Genomic DNA, 18764 nt, shown 5'->3' on the forward strand with positions numbered 1-18764 from the left:
AGCGTCTAGCAGTAGGAATCCCCTTGCTTTAGCTGGGGGAGGATGTCAAAACTCATCAAGATATACTTAAAAAACAATATATTCCTAAAAGTTAATTCACTTATAACTTAATAAATCAAGCTAACCCTGGAGAAATATTGAACGGTTGAACAAGATATATTATAAAAAATTAATATTAGGAGCAGAATTTACACAAATCATACTTAAAACTCAGTATTGTTAAATCCATATACACGGACAGTGTGGGCAAGATGCTTTATCCAGGATTTGACATGCTAGACCGTTGGCTGATTTAGAAGCTGAAGCTCACAAAGCAATGCTCCAATTGAAGCACCCAGAATTATTTTTATTGGTACTTTTTTTGCTCGCGCGATAACCACAATAAGCAGCATCTAAAGAGACCTAAGGTTTAGGTGTTCTATGACAGATACTCGAGAGAATTGGTCGGCACGATCAGGATTTATTATTGCAGCGATTGGCTCTGCAGTAGGGTTAGGGAATATTTGGCGCTTTCCATACGTTGCCTATGAAAATGGCGGAGGCGCATTCCTGATTCCTTATCTGATTGCGATTTTCGCAGCAGGTTTGCCATTATTGTTTTTAGATTATGCAGTTGGACACAAGTTCCGCAAAGCACCACCGATGGCCTATAAAAAACTCATGAATGCAGAATCTCTGGGTTGGTGGCAGGTGATGGTGACCCTGATCATCGGGATTTATTATGCCAGCGTATTGTCCTGGGCTGGCAGTTATATGTTCTATTCCTTCGGACAACAGTGGGGAACTGATACTCAAGGCTTCTTCTTCAATACCTACCTGCAAAATGGTGAAGGCCTGACCTTCGGTTTTGTTCCGGTACTGTTTTTTGGTCTAGTAGTCGTTTGGGCAGCGGTGATGCTGATCCTTTACGGTGGAGTACGCCGTGGGGTGGAACTGGCGAATAAAATCTTTATGCCATTGCTGGTGATTTTATTCACGATCCTGGTGATTCAGGCAGTACGTTTACCTGGTGCAGTCGATGGCTTAAATGCCTTCTTTACTCCAAACTGGGAAGCCATGACCAATTATAAAGTCTGGCTGGCAGCTTTTGGTCACATCTTCTTCTCACTTTCGGTGGGTTTCGGGATTATGTTGACCTATGCATCTTACTTGAAACGTAAAACCAACCTGACCGGTTCAGGTATCGTGGTGGCATTGGCGAACTCGTCTTTTGAAATTCTGGCGGGTATTGGTGTCTTTGCAGCACTTGGTTTCATGGCATTCAGCTCAGGTGCAAAGGTTGAAGATGTAGTATCTGGTGGTATTGGTCTGGCCTTTATTGCCTTCCCGAAAATTATTTCCAGTTTAGGTGCAGGTGGTGACCTGTTCGGCTTCCTATTCTTTGCGTCATTAACAGTGGCGGGTATTACCTCCATGGTCAGTATCCTGCAGGTGCCAATTGCGGCATTCCAGGACAAGCTGGGCTGGTCAAAGAACAAGTCCGTGACGATTATTGCCGGTGGTTCAGCAGTGGTATCGACTTTGATCTTCTCGACCCATAGTGCCATTACATTTGTCGACATTATTGACTACTTTGCCAATAACATCGGTATTGTCGGTGGTGGCCTGTTATCGATTATTTTATTGTCCTGGTTCCGCCGTCCATTGATGAAACAGCTGGAAATGCATGTCAATGAATTTGCCAGTGTGAAACTTGGTGCCAGCTGGAAGTTCATGCTGACAGTGATCACGCCTTTGTCATTATTGCTGGCATTGGGTTTAACCCTGAAATCAATCATGGCTGAAGGCTATGGTGGTTATCCTGCAAGTACGTTATGGACGATTGGTGGGGGCACCCTTGCATTCTTTATTCTGGGCGCCATTCTGCTCAGTCTAGTTAAAGACCGTCATAGTTAGGAGAACCAATATGAATACATCTGCATTAATCATGATGATTTTCTCCATCGTTTTATTATGGGGTGGTCTGGTACTGTCTGTGATTCATCTGGCAAAAAATCCGGAAGAACCAGAAGACTAATAATCTTCACATAAACTGATTGTTGCTGTAAATGAAAGTCATTATCATCTTTGCTGATAATGACTTTTTTAATGGCTGACTTATGGGTATTGCTTCCGTTACTGATGCACAAGTCTATACAGCCTTTGCCGTAACTCTATTTGCCGGCTTGGCCACCGTGGTGGGTGGGGGACTGGTATTATTTTTAAAAAAGCCCAACCTGCGTGTCATGTCCTTCGGTCTGGCCTTTGCTGCTGGAGCGATGATTTATGTGTCTCTTACTGAGATTCTGACCAAATCCATTGATTCTTTTAGCGTGGCGTATGGCGCGAAAATGGGGTATGCCTGGGGAACCTTGACTTTATTACTGGGTGCAGTCTTGGTGCTGTTACTGGATCATCTGGTCCCCAATCCGCATGAGACCTTGGAAAAAAATAATACCCAGGATCTAGGACAGGAACAGTTGCTGCGCACCGGCTTGCTCACGTTATTTGCCATCACTGCACATAATTTGCCGGAAGGCATGGCGACCTTTTTTGCAACCCTGGAAAGCCCGATGCTGGGTGCGCCGTTGGCGGTAGCGATTGCGATTCACAATATCCCAGAAGGTGTAGCGATTGCTTTACCGGTATATATGGCGACACATCGACAATCCTATGCATTGCTCGCCAGTTTGGTTTCTGGTCTGGCGGAACCTTTGGGAGCCGCATTGGGCTACTTCATTCTGGCACCGTATCTGAATACCACCATCTATGGCATCATTTTCGGTCTGATCGGTGGCGTGATGGTCTATCTGGCCTTGGATGAAATGTTGCCAACCGCCAAGCGTTATTCCAAAGGTCACGAAACGGTTTATGGCCTGATTAGCGGGATGGCGGCGCTTGCCAGCAGTCTGGTGATTTTCAAATTTCTCCAATAAATCTAGAATAAAAAAAGGCAGCCGAAGCTGCCTTTTTCTTCAAACAACTATTTAAGCCGTTTTTTCGATTCGGCAATAGAAGAAACCATCGCCTTGACCCGCTTTAGGCAAAAGCTGACGACCATGAATCTGCTCAATACCCCAATTCGCTTTGATCTTGATTTCTTTGGCATCCGCATGGGTAGTAAAGAACTCGACCATCTGCTGTTCATTTTCTGCTTTTAGAATCGAACAGGTGATATAAAGCAAAGTACCGCCAACTTTCAGCTGCTGCCACATATTTTCCAGAATCTGTTTTTGCAGTTCCACCGTCTGGGCGATATCAGTAGATTGACGCAGCAGGCGAATATCCGGATGACGACGCATCACGCCAATCGCTGAGCAGGGTGCATCCAGTACGATACAGTCCGGCTGCTCAGCCGCCTGCCAGTTGATTGCATCAGCAGTAACGATTTCTACATGCTCACCTTCAAGTAGCAGACGTTCCAGGTTTTCCTGGACGCGCAGCAGACGTTTGGCATCCTGATCCAATGCAATCAGCTTTTTAGGACTGTATTTTTCCAGAATATGTGCGGTCTTGCCACCCGGTGCTGCGCAGGCATCGACGACATATTTATTATTCAGGTTGGGCAGTAAAGTGGCACAGAGCTGGGCATGCTCATCCTGTACCGAGAAACCACCAACATCGAAGCCGGGCAGGTGCGGTACATGGATACTCTCATCCAGCACGATACCCACTTCAGAAATACTGCAGGCATGCGCAGCAATATCATGTTCTTCCAGAATTTCTAAATACTCATCACGGCTCACCTGACGTTCATTGACGCGTAAGGTCAGAGGAGCCACCTGCTTCAGTTCAGTGCTAAGTTCCAGCAGCTGTTCAGGCCAGTCTTTCTTCAGACGTTTATATAACCAGCTTGGCAAACCATGCGCCTGTTTTAATGCTGCCTGAAAGTCAGGTGTTTCACGTGAAACACGACGCAGGATGGCATTCACTACCCCACTTAAAGCCTGATAACCGAGCTGTTTAACAGCCGTTACGGTCTCGGAAATTGCGGCATGCGGCGCAATCCGGGTTTCCAGCAACTGATATAGACCGACATAGAGACAGGTTTCGACCGTATCATTGTTAATCGGTTTCACCAAGAGTGGCAGGGTCACGCTTTTCAGCGCATACCACTGACGCAGTGTCCCAAGAACCAGTTCATGGAACAGGGCGCGGTCACGCTCTGCCACTTTGCCTAGATGTTGTGGCAAAACACTGGCAAGCGATTGCCCTTGCTGTACCGCGAGCAGGGTGCGAATCACCTGGGCACGTAAGTTCAGGTGTGATGTGCCGGCTTCGTAATGACTCATGCCAGTATTTGTCCTACATGTAATTTTTGGGTTTGATTGATTTGAACCGGATTCAGCGCTTTACCGCCCGGCCACTGCAGTGAGGTCAGGCAAATAGCTTTTTGATCACCACAGGCCACATGTACGCCATGTTTATCTAGCGCGAGGATAGTTCCAGGGGCCTTGCCTTCCGCATTTTCATGAGATAACAAAGAACCCCAAACGCGCAGGTTATTTGTTTCATCAATAGGCGTAAATGCTACTGGCCATGGATTAAATGCACGGATATTGCGGTCAATCGTGACCGCATCCTGAGTCCAATCAATTTTAGCTTCTGCCTTGGATAATTTATGTGCATAAACCGTAAGCGCTTCATCCTGCACTTTGCGGTGATCAAGATAGTGCTGTAGAGATTCTTCTGATTCCAGCACTTTGACTGTTGCTTCAGCACCTTGCTGAGCCAGCTTGTCATGCAAAGAAGCAGAGGTGTCTTGTGGCTCAATCGGGCAGATGGTTTTATACATCATGTCGCCAGTATCCAGACCAGCTGCCATTTTCATAATGGTCACACCAGTCTCGGCATCACCCGTAGCGATGGCACGCTGGATTGGTGCGGCACCACGCCAGCGCGGCAGTAATGAACCGTGAATATTCAGACAGCCATATTTCGGCGTATCTAAAACCACTTGCGGCAGGATCAGACCATAAGCTGCCACAACCATGACATCCGCATTTAAGGCTTTTAACTCAGCTTGAGCTGCCAGACCTTCGTCTGTTGAAGATTTAAAGTGTAGCGGTTGATAGACCGGAATATTGTGTTCCAGTGCCAGCTGTTTAACCGCAGATGCAGTGAGTTTTTGGCCGCGACCCGCTTTACGGTCCGGTTGGGTATACACCGCCACAATCTCATGGTCGGTTTTTAGCAGCGCAGCCAATGCAGTGGCTGCAAATTCTGGTGTGCCTGCAAAAATGATTTTCACGGATGAAATTCCAAATAAACTTAAGGGCATTATAAGGCATAAGGCAATTCGCAGCCTAATTCAGCAAAAGCTTAAAGCTCAGTACCACCCATTACCATGATAAATCACTCAAATTTCATATAAAAAAAACTCATGCAAATTGTAAAAAATATTCATGAAAGTTTTGTATTTAAACCGGAACGATAACGGTATAGTAGTTTTTAATAAAATATTTTAATCGTGTACGTACTGAAACTGCTCTGAGCATATCCCCGCCTGTCACATTGATAAGCGCCTGATCCGCCGTGTAACTTGGTGTATGATATGTTCAATTTTCGACTGATTTCATGCTCTCGATCAGACAGATTTCGCCAGAGTGAATGAACTCATTCATCTCAAGCACAACCTTTGTTGGAATAACACAATGCCTGACTATCGTTCAAAAACATCGACACACGGAAGAAACATGGCGGGTGCGCGTGGCTTATGGCGCGCCACTGGTATGAAGGATGAAGACTTCGGCAAGCCAATTATTGCAGTGGTCAACTCATTTACCCAGTTCGTTCCGGGCCACGTACATCTTAAAGACCTCGGTCAATTGGTGGCGCGTCAGATTGAACAAGCAGGCGGCGTAGCAAAAGAATTTAATACCATTGCTGTGGATGATGGTATCGCGATGGGTCATGATGGCATGTTGTATTCACTGCCTTCACGTGACCTGATCGCGGACTCGGTTGAGTACATGGTGAATGCACACTGTGCTGACGCGATGGTCTGTATCTCGAACTGTGACAAAATCACACCGGGGATGCTGATGGCGGCAATGCGCCTGAACATTCCAGTCGTATTCGTGTCAGGCGGCCCAATGGAAGCCGGTAAAGTGAAAATCCGTGGTAATGAACACGCGATTGACCTTGTTGATGCCATGGTGGTTGCAGCAGATGATAGCTTCACTGATGAAGAAGTTGCAGCATATGAACGTTCTGCATGTCCAACTTGTGGTTCATGTTCTGGTATGTTCACAGCGAACTCAATGAACTGCTTAACTGAAGCATTGGGTCTGTCTTTACCAGGTAATGGTTCAACACTTGCTACACATGCAAACCGTAAAAAGTTATTCGAAAAAGCAGGTCAACTCATCGTAGAGATCACCAAACGTCACTACGAGCAAAATGATTACAGCTTGCTGCCACGCAATATCGCAACCAAAGCATCGTATGAAAATGCTATGACTTTAGATATCGCGATGGGCGGTTCAACCAATACGGTACTTCACTTATTGGCAGCTGCTCATGAAGCTGGTGTTGATTTCACCATGAATGACATTGACCGTCTGTCTCGTAAAGTGCCAGTCCTGTGTAAAGTTGCACCTGCAAAGCAGGACGTACATATGGAAGATGTACACCGCGCTGGTGGCATCATGTCGATCTTGGGTGAACTGGATCGCGCAGGCTTGTTGGATACCTCTGTACCCACCGTCCATGAAGCAACTTTAAAAGATGCCTTGGATAAATGGGACATTATCCGTACTGAAGATGAAGAAGTGTATACCTTCTTTAAATCAGCACCGGGCGGTGTACCAACACAAACCGCATTCTCACAAGACCGCTACTACTCACGTTTAGATGGTGACCGTGAAAATGGTGTGATCCGCAATGCCGAACATGCCTTCTCTAAAGACGGCGGTCTGGCAGTACTTTATGGCAACATCGCACTGGATGGCTGTATTGTAAAAACGGCTGGTGTAGATGAGTCGATCTTGAAGTTCAACGGTACAGCACGTGTATTTGAAAGCCAGGATTCAGCAGTTGAAGCGATCTTGGGCGGTAAAATCACGGCCGGCGATGTGGTTGTAATTCGTTACGAAGGCCCACGTGGTGGCCCAGGTATGCAAGAAATGTTGTATCCAACCAGCTACCTGAAATCAAAAGGTTTAGGGAAAGACTGTGCACTTGTAACAGATGGTCGTTTCTCGGGTGGTTCATCAGGTCTTTCAATTGGTCACGTGTCACCAGAAGCTGCGGAAGGTGGTGCGATTGGTCTGGTTGAAGATGGCGACCGTATCGAAATCGATATTCCGAATCGTACGATTCACCTGGCTGTTGAGGACGCTGTAATGGCAGAACGTCGTGCAGCGCAAGAAGCCAAAGGTTGGAAGCCTGCGGAAGAGCGTCCACGCAAGATTTCTAAAGCCTTGAAAGCCTATGCAATGCACACCACGAGTGCTGCGAAAGGTGCAGTACGTGATATCTAAGCTGTAAATTTTTATAGCACAAAAAAGCACTCCAGATGGGGTGCTTTTTTTATTTCTTAGATATTTAAGGTTGGGTAAATCACGTGAACTTTCATAAAAGCAATCATGGCAGTACTTTAGATATTTAAAACCAATAAAGGCTTAATAAAAGTAGGTGTATAGTAAAAATACAGTATCAATGCAAAAGTGATTACACGCATGTCAATGAAATTTATTAGCCGCTTTGTCGTAATTTTAGTGCTCATTATGATTTTAGCCGCACTTAGTATTCAATTTTTCTTTGATCCACATTACACCGTCGTATTCTGGATTTTAGCTGTTCCTGTAATTTTGGGAGCTCCGATTCTTGGATCTGTGATCTTGGCATCCAATGAAGAACTTGATCTTCATCAGTTGAATTAAGCACATATATTAAAAATGCGCCAGGCAGTGATTTGAATGACTATGTGAATGAATCTATCTCAGTTCTCTAACATTTGAACCATCGTCCAAGAAAAAGACTCGGCTTTAAAAGTCCGAGTCAGGTCATATGGCAACCCCCTGATATTGCACTGCAAATGCTAGTCTGATTGTTTGATAATTCACTGCCTCAAATCACTTTTAGGGTTCTAATAATTTTTGCATAGGCAGACTTTTACTTTGGATAGCGCCAAAGTAAAAAATACTTTTATTGCACTGACTCTATTGCCTGAACAAGTTTAAAGCATTGCTTTAAGATGAATGCAAGGCAGCGACATTGATATCGCTCTTACTCATGCGCCTAGAGCAAGAGAAAAACAGACTTAGGTGATACACAGAGTCTTACTTTTATGTGGACACGGCTTTCTATACAATCGGATAAAACCTAGACAGCTTTCAGGCTTCACAAGAATTACATCCAGGACAAAACAAGATGAGTAAAGATAATATCCGAGAGCACTCAGCCCCCGTTTATGAAGGCATCGAAAATGCCCCGGCCCGATCCATGATGCGTGCCACGGGTTTTCAGGATGAAGACTTTAATCGTCCTTTTATTGGCATTGCTTCGACCTGGGCCAATGTCACCCCGTGTAATATGCATATTGACGGTCTGGCCAGAACGGTAGAACAGGGTGTGAGTGCTGCGGGTGGCAAGGGCATTATCTTCAATACCATTACCATTTCCGACGGGATTTCTAATGGTACCGAAGGTATGAAATATTCCTTGCTGTCCCGTGAAATCATTGCGGATTCGATTGAAGCAGTGGTCGGCTGTCAGGCCTATGATGGTGTAATTGCCATTGGTGGCTGTGATAAAAATATGCCGGGCTGCATCATGGGACTGGCACGTCTAAACCGTCCAGGTCTGTTTATTTATGGCGGTACCATCAAACCGGGCGAAGGTCATACCGACATGATTTCCGTATTTGAAGCAGTCGGACAGCATGCCAAAGGTGAAATCAATGCGATTCAGGTCAAGCATATTGAAGAAGTGGCTTTGCCGGGTCCAGGTTCTTGTGGCGGGATGTATACCGCGAATTCCATGGCTTCTGCGATTGAAGCACTCGGTATGAGCCTGCCGGGTTCTTCTGCACAGGAAGCCGTCTCTGAAGACAAGCAGATCGACTGTGCCCGTGCTGGTGAAGCCGTGATGAATCTGTTACGTCTGGACATCAAACCACGTGACATCATGACCAAAGCGGCTTTTGAAAATTCAATTAAAGTTCTGATTGCTTTGGGTGGTTCGACCAATGGTGTACTCCATCTGTTGGCCATGGCACATACCGCAGGTGTGGAGCTCAGTCTGGATGATTTTGTCCGGATTGGTAAAGACATTCCTGTAGTCGCTGATGTACGTCCATCGGGTAAATATCTGATGTCGGAGCTGATTGCGATTGGCGGGATTCAACCATTGATGAAACGTATGCTGGATGCCGGCATGCTGGATGGTTCCTGCCTGACTGTGACTGGTAAAACTCTGGCAGAAAACCTGGCGAATGTAAAAGATTATCCTGAAGGTCAGCAGATTATCCTGTCATTTGACCAGCCGGTGAAAAAAGATTCACATCTGATCATTATGAAAGGTAACCTTTCACCAAAAGGTGCCGTGGCCAAAATTACCGGTAAGGAAGGCCTTTACTTCAAAGGAGCAGCACGGGTCTTTGAGGGTGAACAGGGCGCCATGCGCGGGATTCTGGATGGTGAAGTTCAGCCGGGTGAAGTGGTGGTGATTCGCGGTGTTGGTCCTAAAGGTGGACCAGGCATGCCAGAAATGCTGAAACCGACCTCAGCGATTATTGGTAAAGGCTTAGGGGATTCCGTAGCACTGATTACCGATGGCCGATTCTCCGGTGGTAGTCATGGGTTTGTGATTGGTCATGTCACCCCAGAAGCCTATGAAGGTGGACCGATCGGTCTGGTACAAAATGGCGATGAGATTTCGATAAATGCAGAAACCCGTGAAATGACCTGGCATGTCTCGGATGAGGAAATCGCTGCACGTCAGGCCGCCTGGATTAAACCAAAACCGAATTACACGCATGGAGCATTAGCCAAGTTTGCCAAACTGACCTCTGGTGCAGAAACCGGGGCAGTGACTGACCTAAATCTCGAGATCTAAACGCTCTGTAAACATTGATCATTTTGTCTTGAATTGATATAAGTTTTTTTCACATACAGCAGATCCAGGTGATCTGCTATTCTGGTGAAAAAGATAGTATCCTGTAGCAGTTAGACGCTGTCATCTGCTGCGTTGTTCTCTACTGAGGCTGATCTCATGTCCCTGTTACGCCGTTGGTTCGATCCAATCCGATCGAGTTGGTTTTATCAAAAGCCAACCCGCCAGGCGGTGCTATCTGCTGAAGATGGCTTAACGATTTATCTGCGTCTGGATGATGTGTATAGCTATCTGGCAGTGCAGCTGTTACCACAACTGGAAGAGATCCTGAGTCCGGAATTAAAACCGTTGAAGGTAGTCATCTCCAGTCAACGGGGCGAAATACCGAATCAGATGTCTTTTGAAGAATGGCAAAATTACTGTATTAATGATGCCAAAATCCTCTCCAGACAGCATCGTTTCAGCTTTCATGAAACACCAGAATTACCCACTGCAGAAGCCTTAAAACAGGCCGAAACCATTCTGCGCCGAACCCCATTGCGTGGCCAGGATTTTCTTTATCTGCTGGAAGATATCTTTCATATGCTGTGGCAAAAGCAGTATGGCAAACTGCGTACCTTGCATACCATGGCCAGTCGCCATCATCAGCCACAGGATTTTTCTGAACGGGTCTTTGACACAACCCCGGTTTTGGCCAGCTATTTTGATTTCGGTGGCCGTCAGTATCATGCCGTAGATGATCTGCTGCGTTTAACCCGCCGTCTGAAACAGCAAAAATTACTGACGGGTAATCCAATCTTCCTGATCAATCATATTGAATGGCGTGAGCACCTGATCAGTGATGCTGAAGAACTGAATGAAATTCAGGGCTTAGATCCGGAACTGGATCTGTATATTGCCCTGGAAGATCCAATTTCCTGGCTGTTGCTGGCCTATATTAGGGAAGAACTGGCTGATTTTTATAATATCCATCTGAATGTCTATCCGCTGTCTTATCGTGGCCGTGATGGCTTTGACTGGGGACTGGCAACGCGCCTGTCAAAACGGACTGAAGTCGAATTTACCCCATTTTGCCGACCGACGGTACAAAGCATTTTGCCGATGGCACAGCTGTATTACAGCTGCCCGGAAGAAGGGCGGGTGGATGCGATGTACCGGATTTTGCAGGCGGTCTGGACGCGTGGACGTGACTTGAGTTATACCCCACATTTCAATGCCTTACAGCAGGAACTGGGAGTTGGGCAACTGACCGAAGAAGATATTCAGGCTAAGCTTAGAGACAATGATATGCTCTGTGAAATGAAGTCTCAGCCCAACTTGCCGGTGCTGGAACTTCGGATTGATAATCAAAGTTTTGTATTTAATAGCTTATATCGTGTCTGGATGATTGAAAGTATTTTCAGTAATGTGTTAGAAGAAAAGTATAAGAGTGATAATCAAACTGAAAGTGAACTGAATAAACATGAACAAAGTAAAAGCTGAATCATTACAACATGCACGTGAGCAGATTGACGCGATTGATACAGCTTTGGTTGAGCTGATTGCTGCGCGCCAGTTTTATGTAGATCAAACCACCCGTTTCAAGAAAACTGAAACTGACCTGCAATCTCCGGAACGGATGGAGCAGGTTGTTGAAAATGTCAAAGCCCAAGCTCAAAAGCAGGGCATTGATCCAGTGTTTATCGAGCACCTGTATCGGGAAATGTTCCAGCATTTTATTCAGCGCGAACTGAAAGAATTTCGTCCTTAAGCGCCCTTTATTTAAAATCTGTGCTGGTCAATCTGATGCTTTCCAGCAAAGTACATCTTGAGCCTCAAGATTTGCTTGAGGCTGTATCCTTAAAACCCTGATTTTTCTTTGGTAGTAATTTTTATAGCATGGTCCTAAATAAATTTGGGATCATCAGATGATTACTTTCGTTATTGCCATTTTTACCTTGGCAGGTCTGATTAAAGGTACGATTGGTTTAGGTTTACCTGCGGTTTCTATGGGTTTACTGACTATTTTCATGAGTCCCTTTCAAGCGGCAACTTTACTGATCATTCCCTCCATGCTGACCAATTTCTGGCAACTCTTTGCTGAAGGTCATGTGTTACAGCTGATACGCCGTTTTTGGCTGCTGTTGTTAGGCATCATCGTCGGTTCAGTGTGGAGTGTTTTCCCGACCCTGGGACATTCTGAATTTCACAGCGAAGCTCTGTTGGGCGGGATGTTGGCCTTATACGGGCTGTATGGCTTATTTGCGAAAAAGATGCCGGATTTAAGCCGGCATGAGAGCTGGCTGTCTCCACTCATGGGTTATCTCGGTGGTGCTTTAACCGTTGCCACAGGGGTCGTGGTGATTCCAGTCGTCCCTTATCTACAGACTTTACATTTAAAACGTGATGATCTGGTACAGGCTTTAGGCTTAGCCTTTACCACCTCGACGTTGTGTCTGGCGATTTTCCTGCATCAAAATCCTGTGGAAGACATTCCGATCGATTATGCGATGTCGGCAATTGCTTTAGTTCCTGCGCTCATCGGCATGTGGTTGGGTAAGAAAATTCGCTATCGAATTCCTGAGCAGAAATTCCGTACTGTATTTTTTATCGGTCTGATTGCTCTGGGCAGTTATATGATACTGCACCAGTTCGGCTGGATTTAATCCAAGACTTTCTGAATCTCGGCAGAAAGTAAAAACTGGCTAAAGTGTTGATAGGCAGCACTCAGTTCATCAAAATTTTTCGCAGCTAATAGTAACTTGCGGTTGGCCCAATCTCCAGTCAACTGGATTTGCTTAAATGCATAGAGCTTGGCCAAACGTTGCGCAGCACGTTGCGGCATGATGGCAATGCCAACACTATTAGCAACCACCTGAGCAATAGCAGCAAAATTCGGCAATCTTAAGCGGTATTGGATTTCGCAGTGGAGTAATCTGGCCTGGGTTTCAATGGACTGTTGTAAGGAGTGATATTGCATTAAACCCACAAAGGGATAATTCAGACAGTCCCCTAATTTTAATGCTTTGCCGGTACTGAGATCATGCTGTTCCGGACAGATTAGCACCAAAGGATCATCTGAAAATTCCAGGGTTTGCAACTGTGGAGTAGCAAAGAAGCTGGAAATTAAACCGAGTTTGGCAGTGCCATTGGTCAATGCTGCAATGATGTCATTGCTCTCTGCTTCTTTTAGATCAATCTGGATATTGGGGTTATTGACCAGATACTTGGGTAGCAACAGGGGAAGATATTCACTTTGTGCCGATGAGTTACACCACAAGCTAATATTAGAATGCTGTCCTTCACTAAAAACTGCCATAGCTCGTGACAGCTGTTGTCCCTGTTGCAGGATGGCTTGAGCATGTTCAGCGAAGACCTGTCCGGCAAAAGTGAGTTTTACTCCGCCAGAATGACGGATGAACAGGTTGACCTGATAGTGCTGTTCCAGTTTTTTAATCCTTTCACTGGCAGCTTGCAAGGAAATTGACGAGTATTCGGCACCCCTGGTCAGGCTGCCAGTTTCAACAATATTTAAAAACAGTTGTAAATCAAATAAATCCAGACGCATCTACAGGATGCTCATTGCAAAGAATCCACCTATCTTAAACAATTCTTCTGACATAAAAAAAGCAGCCTTGGCGGCTGCTATTAAATTAATTATTTGGAATCTATTTTTTATCGACCAGGCTGAAGAACCAGTTCAGGAATAAGGCTGCAAATGTTGCAGTACCAATTCCACCCAGGTTGAAATCACCAAAGGTCAGGGCAAAGTCACCCGTACCTAAAATAATGGTCACAGCCGCAACCATCAGATTTTTGTTTTGTGAGAAGTCGACTTTATTTTCAATCCAGATTTTTGCACCGGCAATGGTGATCAAACCAAAGACTACAATCGAAGCACCAGTTAGAATCGCAGTTGGAATGGTATGAATAATTGCACCAAACTTCGGTGATAGGCCAAGGAAGACTGCAAACACACCGGCTACGGCAAAGATAATGGTGGAGTAGACACGGGTCACAGCCATGACACCGATGTTTTCACCATACGTGGTCATACCCGGAGCACCGACACCACCAGCCAAGGTAGTCGCAACACCATCTGCAACAAAGGCTTTACCAATATGCGGATCCAGGTTTTCTCCAGTCATTGCGCCGACTGCTTTAATATGCCCGAGGTTTTCAGCGACCAGAATCAAGGCAATTGGTGCAATGATCAGCATGGCATTCAACTCAAAAGTCGGCGCATGGAAGGTCGGTAAACCAAACCAGGCAGCCTGCTGAATTGGCAGGAAATTAATTGCAGTGCCATAACCCATGACATTGCTGAGCACGAAATAGATCAGATAAGCCAATAACAGGCCGACCAATAAAAGTAGACGCTGTAATAGACCACGGGTGAATACGGCAATTGAACCCATGCATAATACTGTGACCAAAGACATCCACATATTAAAGGTATTGCCCATCACGCTTTTTACAGTTACAGGAGCCAGGTTTAAGCCAATAATCATGACCACCGCACCAGTGACGACTGGTGGCATCAGTTTCTCAATCCAGCGGGTTCCTGTTGCCATGACCAGAAAACCCATCAAGGCATAGAAGATACCACAGGCAATAATCCCGCCTGCTGCAACGCCAATATTCGGATTGAGGCCACCACCACCGGCATAACCGGTTGCCGCAATCACCACACCAATGAAGGCAAAGCTTGAACCTAAATAACTTGGAACTCGACCACCTGTCATTATAAAGAACAGAATGGTACAGATCCCTGACATTAAGATTGCCAGGTTTGGATCAAAGCCCATTAAAAACGGTGCCAGTACAGTGGCACCAAACATTGCAAAAGCGTGTTGTACACCCAGAATTACAGTTTGTGCGGGTGGTAAATACTCTGCGGTACCTACTGGTCGTGCATCGATACTGCCCTCATAAGGGCGCCATTTGGGAAACCAACTGGACATAAAATGAGCACTCAAAAGATAAATTGAGCACATCATACTCTTGTTCTTTCGAAGATTTAATTACCAAAACAAAATTTTTGTTCAAATTAATTCTATGACTTTATTTGAGATTTTACCGTGTGGTAAAAGTACAGTGGTTTAAAAATAAAGTGAAATCAGTAGATTAATTCATCAGCTACTTCTTGGGATGATCTATAAATAAATCTAATGTGATATATAAAAGAAAGCTTTTTTGGCTATTGACTGTTCAATAAAAAAGCACATCATGGAAATGTGCTTCTTCATGATTAAAAATTACTTAGCCCGTATTACGTAAACCAGCGGCAATTCCGGCAATACTTACCATTAAGGCATGATCTACCGGGGTGTGTTCAGCATTTTGCTCTGCCAGATACAGACGACGGCGTTTCATTAGTTCGGCCTGTAACAAGTGCAGCGGTAGTAAATAGGGCTTACGCACACGCATTGATTGATCCAGCACATCGTTACTGGTCAGCAGTTTTGATTCACCTTTTAAAGTCAGTAGCGTTTGTACTGCATCTTTCAGACGTTGACGCAGTTCCTCACCCAATACTTTCAGGTCGGGATCATGAGTCAAGTGTGACTCATAATACAATGCCACATCACCATCTGCTTTGGACAGGACCATTTCCAGCATATCAATCAGGGTCTGGAAATATGGCCACTGCGCTAGCATTTCATCGAGTGTGGCACGTTGACCCTGATCCAGTACCTCATTTAATGCAGCACCCGTACCGAGCCAGGCAGGTAGCATCAAACGGATCTGGGTCCAGGCAAACACCCATGGAATTGCACGTAAAGATTCAATCCCGCCACTGACTTTACGTTTCGCTGGACGTGAACCTAAGGGCAGCATTTGCAGTTCCAGCTCAGGAGTAACGGTACGCAGGTATTTTACAAAGTGGGGATTTTCACGGACTGTCTGGCGATAGACCTGTACCGATAAATCGGTCATCTGATGCATCAGGTCACGCCATTCTGTTTTCGGCACAGGGGGCGGCAATAGCGTTGCTTCCAGTGTTGCCGCGGTATAGATCTCCAGGTTTTGTAGCGCAATGCCTTCCAGACCGAACTTGAAGCGGATCATCTCACCCTGTTCGGTAACACGAATCGCACCTGAGATCGAGCCGGGCGGTTGTGAGAACAGGGCCTGTTGTGTTGGAGCACCACCCCGGCTGATTGAACCACCACGGCCGTGGAACAGCGTCAGCTGGATACCATGCTGTTTGGCAACAGCCGTCAGTTCCTCTTGGGCACGGTATTGCGCCCAGTTGGCAGACATAAAACCGGCATCCTTGGCTGAATCTGAATAGCCAATCATGACTTCATGCTTGCCCTGAATATGCTGTTTATACCAGTGCATATTGAACAGGGTCGACATGGTGCTGGCTGCGCCGTCGAGATCTTTCAAAGTTTCAAAGAGAGGCACTACACGTAAAGCCTGTTTGATACCTGCTTCTTTTTGCAGCAATAAAACCGCCAGTACATCACTTGGATATTCCGCCATCGAAATGATATAGGCACCGAGTGATTCACTTGGCTGTTCTGCCAGCGTACGCATGGTCGCGAAGACTTCCTGCACATCCGGATGCTCAATCAGGCTACCGGCCGGTTCATTGAGGTATTTTGGTAATAACGGACGCTTGCTTTGTAGTTCCTGTAATAAAAAATTTTGACGTGCCTGTTCAGTCCAGGTTTCAAAATTACCTAAGCCAAGATACTCCGTAATCGCAGAGATCGCTTGACGGTGACGGCCAGATTCCTGACGGATATCCAGTTTCAGCAATTCAATGCCGAAACTGTTCACACGGTAAATAAAGTCCAGCAGTTTGCCATTGGCAATTTCCGGCAGATTGCACGCTAGCAGCGAGCGATAGCACAGCAATAAAGGCTGTAATAACTCATCTTTGGTTTTAATTACCTGGCTGTCATCGGCATCATTGCCATGCAGTTTTTCTGCCAGCCAGTGCCGTGTTGCTTTCAGGCGTTCACGGGTGTCACGGAGATATTCACGATAAGGTTCCGGATGTGAGCTGCCCAGCGCCTGTTGCAGTTCTTCACTGCATTGCTGGATCGACAGTTCCCAGCGCAGATCTTCAATATCACGTAAATACAGATCAGCGGCTTTCCAGCGTGACAGCCATAGTACTTCCTGAGTAATGTGATGGGTCACATTCGGGTTACCGTCACGGTCACCTCCCATCCAGGAGGCAAAACGCACTGGCGCAACACTGAGCGGTAATGACTGACCGCACTGTTCCTGTACCATGCCATCCAGTTCACGGATGAATTTTGGTACTGCATTCCATAAGGTCTGTTCAATGGTAGTAAAGCCCCATTTGGCTTCATCAACTGGTGTCGGACGATGCTGACGGATTTCATCAGTCTGCCAGGCAGACGTGATTAGCTGTTTCAGTTCGGCCAAAACAGCTTGGCGTTCACGAGGGGTGAGTTTCTGCTGGTCGCATTTGGACAGACAGTCATTGATACCATCATATTTTTGAATCAAGGTACGGCGGCTGACTTCAGTCGGATGCGCAGTCAGTACCAGTTCAATTTTCAGTTCACAGATCTGCTGATATAGGCTTTCAGCGGAAATTTCCTGCTGTTTAAATTTTTCAAATAGGGGAACCAGGGGATTTGGCGATTCCGCAGTTTCATCAAATTCGCTTTGACGGCGACGACGGACCACGTGATATTGCTCGGCAATATTGGCAAAGTTCAGAAAGTGGGTAAAGGCGCGGGTAAGCGGAAGAATTTCATCATCTTCCAGACTGAGAAATAGCTGTTCGAGTTGTTTTTCTGCTTCTAGCTGGCCGTCGCGAGCACCTTTGGAAAGCGCCCGAATCTGTTCCACCTGATTAAACAAATCCTGCCCCGCATGTAGCTTTAAGGTTTCACCGAGCAGATTGCCCAGTAAACGTACGTCTTCGCGTAGTGGTGCATCAATTTGTTGAGCCATTTTTATATTCCCTCTGTTGCATTTCCTGACTATACCGCGCCTGGAAAGCATTCCAAGCCCGTTACAGACAAAAGTCGGACACGACCTGCCTATAAAATAGCAAGGTGAATGCCAATTTGTATGAATCTAATTACAAGTTGGCATTTTAGGCGGCATAGCGCAATAAGAAAATATGAATAGCGTCCTGAATAATTATTTGCTGTTGTTCTAAGGCAGGTACGGGAAACACACCCAGCAGAACTTTCTGATGCCGGTTACCAAACAGCAGTGAGAGCATCAGTTCAGTTTGACGCAATGGACATCTTGCTGAATAAAATGATAGCTCTGGGCCAGATGAAAGAACTCTTGCCAGAGCTGGCTTAATCGCAGATGCGAGGCATTAAAGAATTGTTGGGTTAAAGGGCTTTGCTCGGAAGCCAGTTCCATCAGCAGTAAATCCAGTTTAATCGCTTCCGGCAGATTGACCATATTCATCGACAATATACAGGCTTCATGCAACGCATCACAAAAATTGCTCTTGGCATGCAGCAGTGTCGTTGGACTGGCTGGAATCAGATGCTCGCAAGTATCTTCAATCGCGCAGGTAAACAGTGTGGCTTTGTCCTGAAAATGGTTATATACCGTCAGCTTGGTCACGCCTGCAGCCTGCGCAATCTGGTTCATGCTGGAACCATGATAGCCATGCTGCAAAAAAAGGTGTTTGGCCGCATCCAGAATCCGCCGGCGCTTTTCGAGATCTTTAGGACGTCCTACGGGAATTTGCACATTTTTTTCCAAAAAAATAAAAATGGTCATTGTTT

General features: G+C 45.9%; 14 protein-coding genes and 1 pseudogene. 9 read left to right on the top strand and 6 right to left on the bottom strand.

Annotation, left to right across the window (positions count from 1 at the left end):
- Positions 1 to 420: 420 nt before the first annotated feature.
- The 3 genes from C8322_RS00005 (at position 421) to zupT (ending at position 2915) form a co-directional block, all read left to right on the top strand.
- Positions 421 to 1896, top strand: a complete 1476-nt coding sequence (locus C8322_RS00005; protein WP_004814063.1) for a sodium-dependent transporter — start codon at positions 421 to 423, stop codon at positions 1894 to 1896.
- Positions 1897 to 1906: 10 nt separating this feature from the next.
- Entirely contained in the window at positions 1907 to 2017 is a 111-nt protein-coding gene (locus C8322_RS00010; protein WP_004814066.1) for a methionine/alanine import family NSS transporter small subunit, read from the top strand.
- 82 nt (positions 2018 to 2099) lie between these two features.
- Positions 2100 to 2915: a zinc transporter ZupT gene (zupT, locus tag C8322_RS00015; protein ID WP_008306963.1), complete on the top strand. Its 816-nt coding sequence runs from the start codon at positions 2100 to 2102 to the stop codon at positions 2913 to 2915.
- 51 nt (positions 2916 to 2966) lie between these two features.
- Here the strand turns inward: zupT and rsmB are convergent, their stop codons facing one another.
- Positions 2967 to 4271, bottom strand: coding sequence for a 16S rRNA (cytosine(967)-C(5))-methyltransferase RsmB (gene rsmB, locus C8322_RS00020; RefSeq protein WP_108675699.1), 1305 nt, complete (start codon positions 4269 to 4271; stop codon positions 2967 to 2969).
- Positions 4268 to 5230, bottom strand: coding sequence for a methionyl-tRNA formyltransferase (gene fmt, locus C8322_RS00025; RefSeq protein WP_111810229.1), 963 nt, complete (start codon positions 5228 to 5230; stop codon positions 4268 to 4270). The genes rsmB and fmt overlap by 4 nt, the downstream gene beginning before the upstream one ends.
- A 403-nt stretch (positions 5231 to 5633) precedes the next feature.
- Here fmt and ilvD (C8322_RS00030) point away from each other — a divergent pair, with 403 nt between their 5' ends.
- The 6 genes from ilvD (C8322_RS00030) to C8322_RS00055 all read left to right on the top strand — a co-directional run bounded on the left by ilvD (C8322_RS00030) (position 5634) and on the right by C8322_RS00055 (position 12683).
- Positions 5634 to 7463 carry a dihydroxy-acid dehydratase gene (gene ilvD / locus C8322_RS00030; RefSeq protein ID WP_008306966.1) on the top strand — a complete coding sequence of 610 codons (1830 nt, stop codon included), beginning with the start codon at positions 5634 to 5636 and terminating at the stop codon, positions 7461 to 7463.
- Between the two features lie 198 nt (positions 7464 to 7661).
- The gene (locus tag C8322_RS00035; RefSeq protein ID WP_004814075.1) at positions 7662 to 7865 is read left to right on the top strand and encodes a hypothetical protein; all 204 of its coding nucleotides are present in this window, start codon (positions 7662 to 7664) and stop codon (positions 7863 to 7865) included.
- 490 nt (positions 7866 to 8355) lie between these two features.
- On the top strand, positions 8356 to 10041 hold the full coding sequence (gene ilvD, locus C8322_RS00040) for a dihydroxy-acid dehydratase (RefSeq protein WP_008306974.1): 1686 nt from the start codon (positions 8356 to 8358) through the stop codon (positions 10039 to 10041).
- Positions 10042 to 10197: 156 nt separating this feature from the next.
- Positions 10198 to 11520 carry a hypothetical protein gene (locus C8322_RS00045; RefSeq protein ID WP_008306976.1) on the top strand — a complete coding sequence of 441 codons (1323 nt, stop codon included), beginning with the start codon at positions 10198 to 10200 and terminating at the stop codon, positions 11518 to 11520.
- Positions 11501 to 11788, top strand: coding sequence for a chorismate mutase (locus tag C8322_RS00050; RefSeq protein ID WP_004814081.1), 288 nt, complete (start codon positions 11501 to 11503; stop codon positions 11786 to 11788). Before C8322_RS00045 ends, C8322_RS00050 begins: the two co-directional genes overlap by 20 nt.
- A gap of 157 nt (positions 11789 to 11945) precedes the next feature.
- A complete protein-coding gene (locus C8322_RS00055; RefSeq protein ID WP_111810230.1) occupies positions 11946 to 12683 on the top strand; it encodes a sulfite exporter TauE/SafE family protein in 738 nt (245 codons plus the stop codon).
- On the opposite strand, the gene C8322_RS00060 is transcribed toward C8322_RS00055, so the two are convergent.
- The 4 genes and pseudogenes from C8322_RS00060 to C8322_RS00075 form a co-directional block, all read right to left on the bottom strand.
- Positions 12680 to 13585 carry a LysR family transcriptional regulator gene (locus C8322_RS00060; RefSeq protein ID WP_111810231.1) on the bottom strand — a complete coding sequence of 302 codons (906 nt, stop codon included), beginning with the start codon at positions 13583 to 13585 and terminating at the stop codon, positions 12680 to 12682. The two genes, C8322_RS00055 and C8322_RS00060, sit on opposite strands and share 4 nt — an antisense overlap.
- Before the next feature lie 100 nt (positions 13586 to 13685).
- Entirely contained in the window at positions 13686 to 14981 is a 1296-nt protein-coding gene (locus C8322_RS00065) for a solute carrier family 23 protein (RefSeq protein WP_005220425.1), read from the bottom strand.
- Between the two features lie 298 nt (positions 14982 to 15279).
- Positions 15280 to 17964: a phosphoenolpyruvate carboxylase gene (ppc, locus tag C8322_RS00070; protein WP_048882615.1), complete on the bottom strand. Its 2685-nt coding sequence runs from the start codon at positions 17962 to 17964 to the stop codon at positions 15280 to 15282.
- Between the two features lie 145 nt (positions 17965 to 18109).
- Positions 18110 to 18759: pseudogene (locus C8322_RS00075) on the bottom strand (TetR/AcrR family transcriptional regulator).
- Positions 18760 to 18764: the final 5 nt, after the last annotated feature.

It is taken from the genome of Acinetobacter sp. SM1B, assembly GCF_003289665.1.
GTDB lineage: Bacteria > Pseudomonadota > Gammaproteobacteria > Pseudomonadales > Moraxellaceae > Acinetobacter > Acinetobacter schindleri.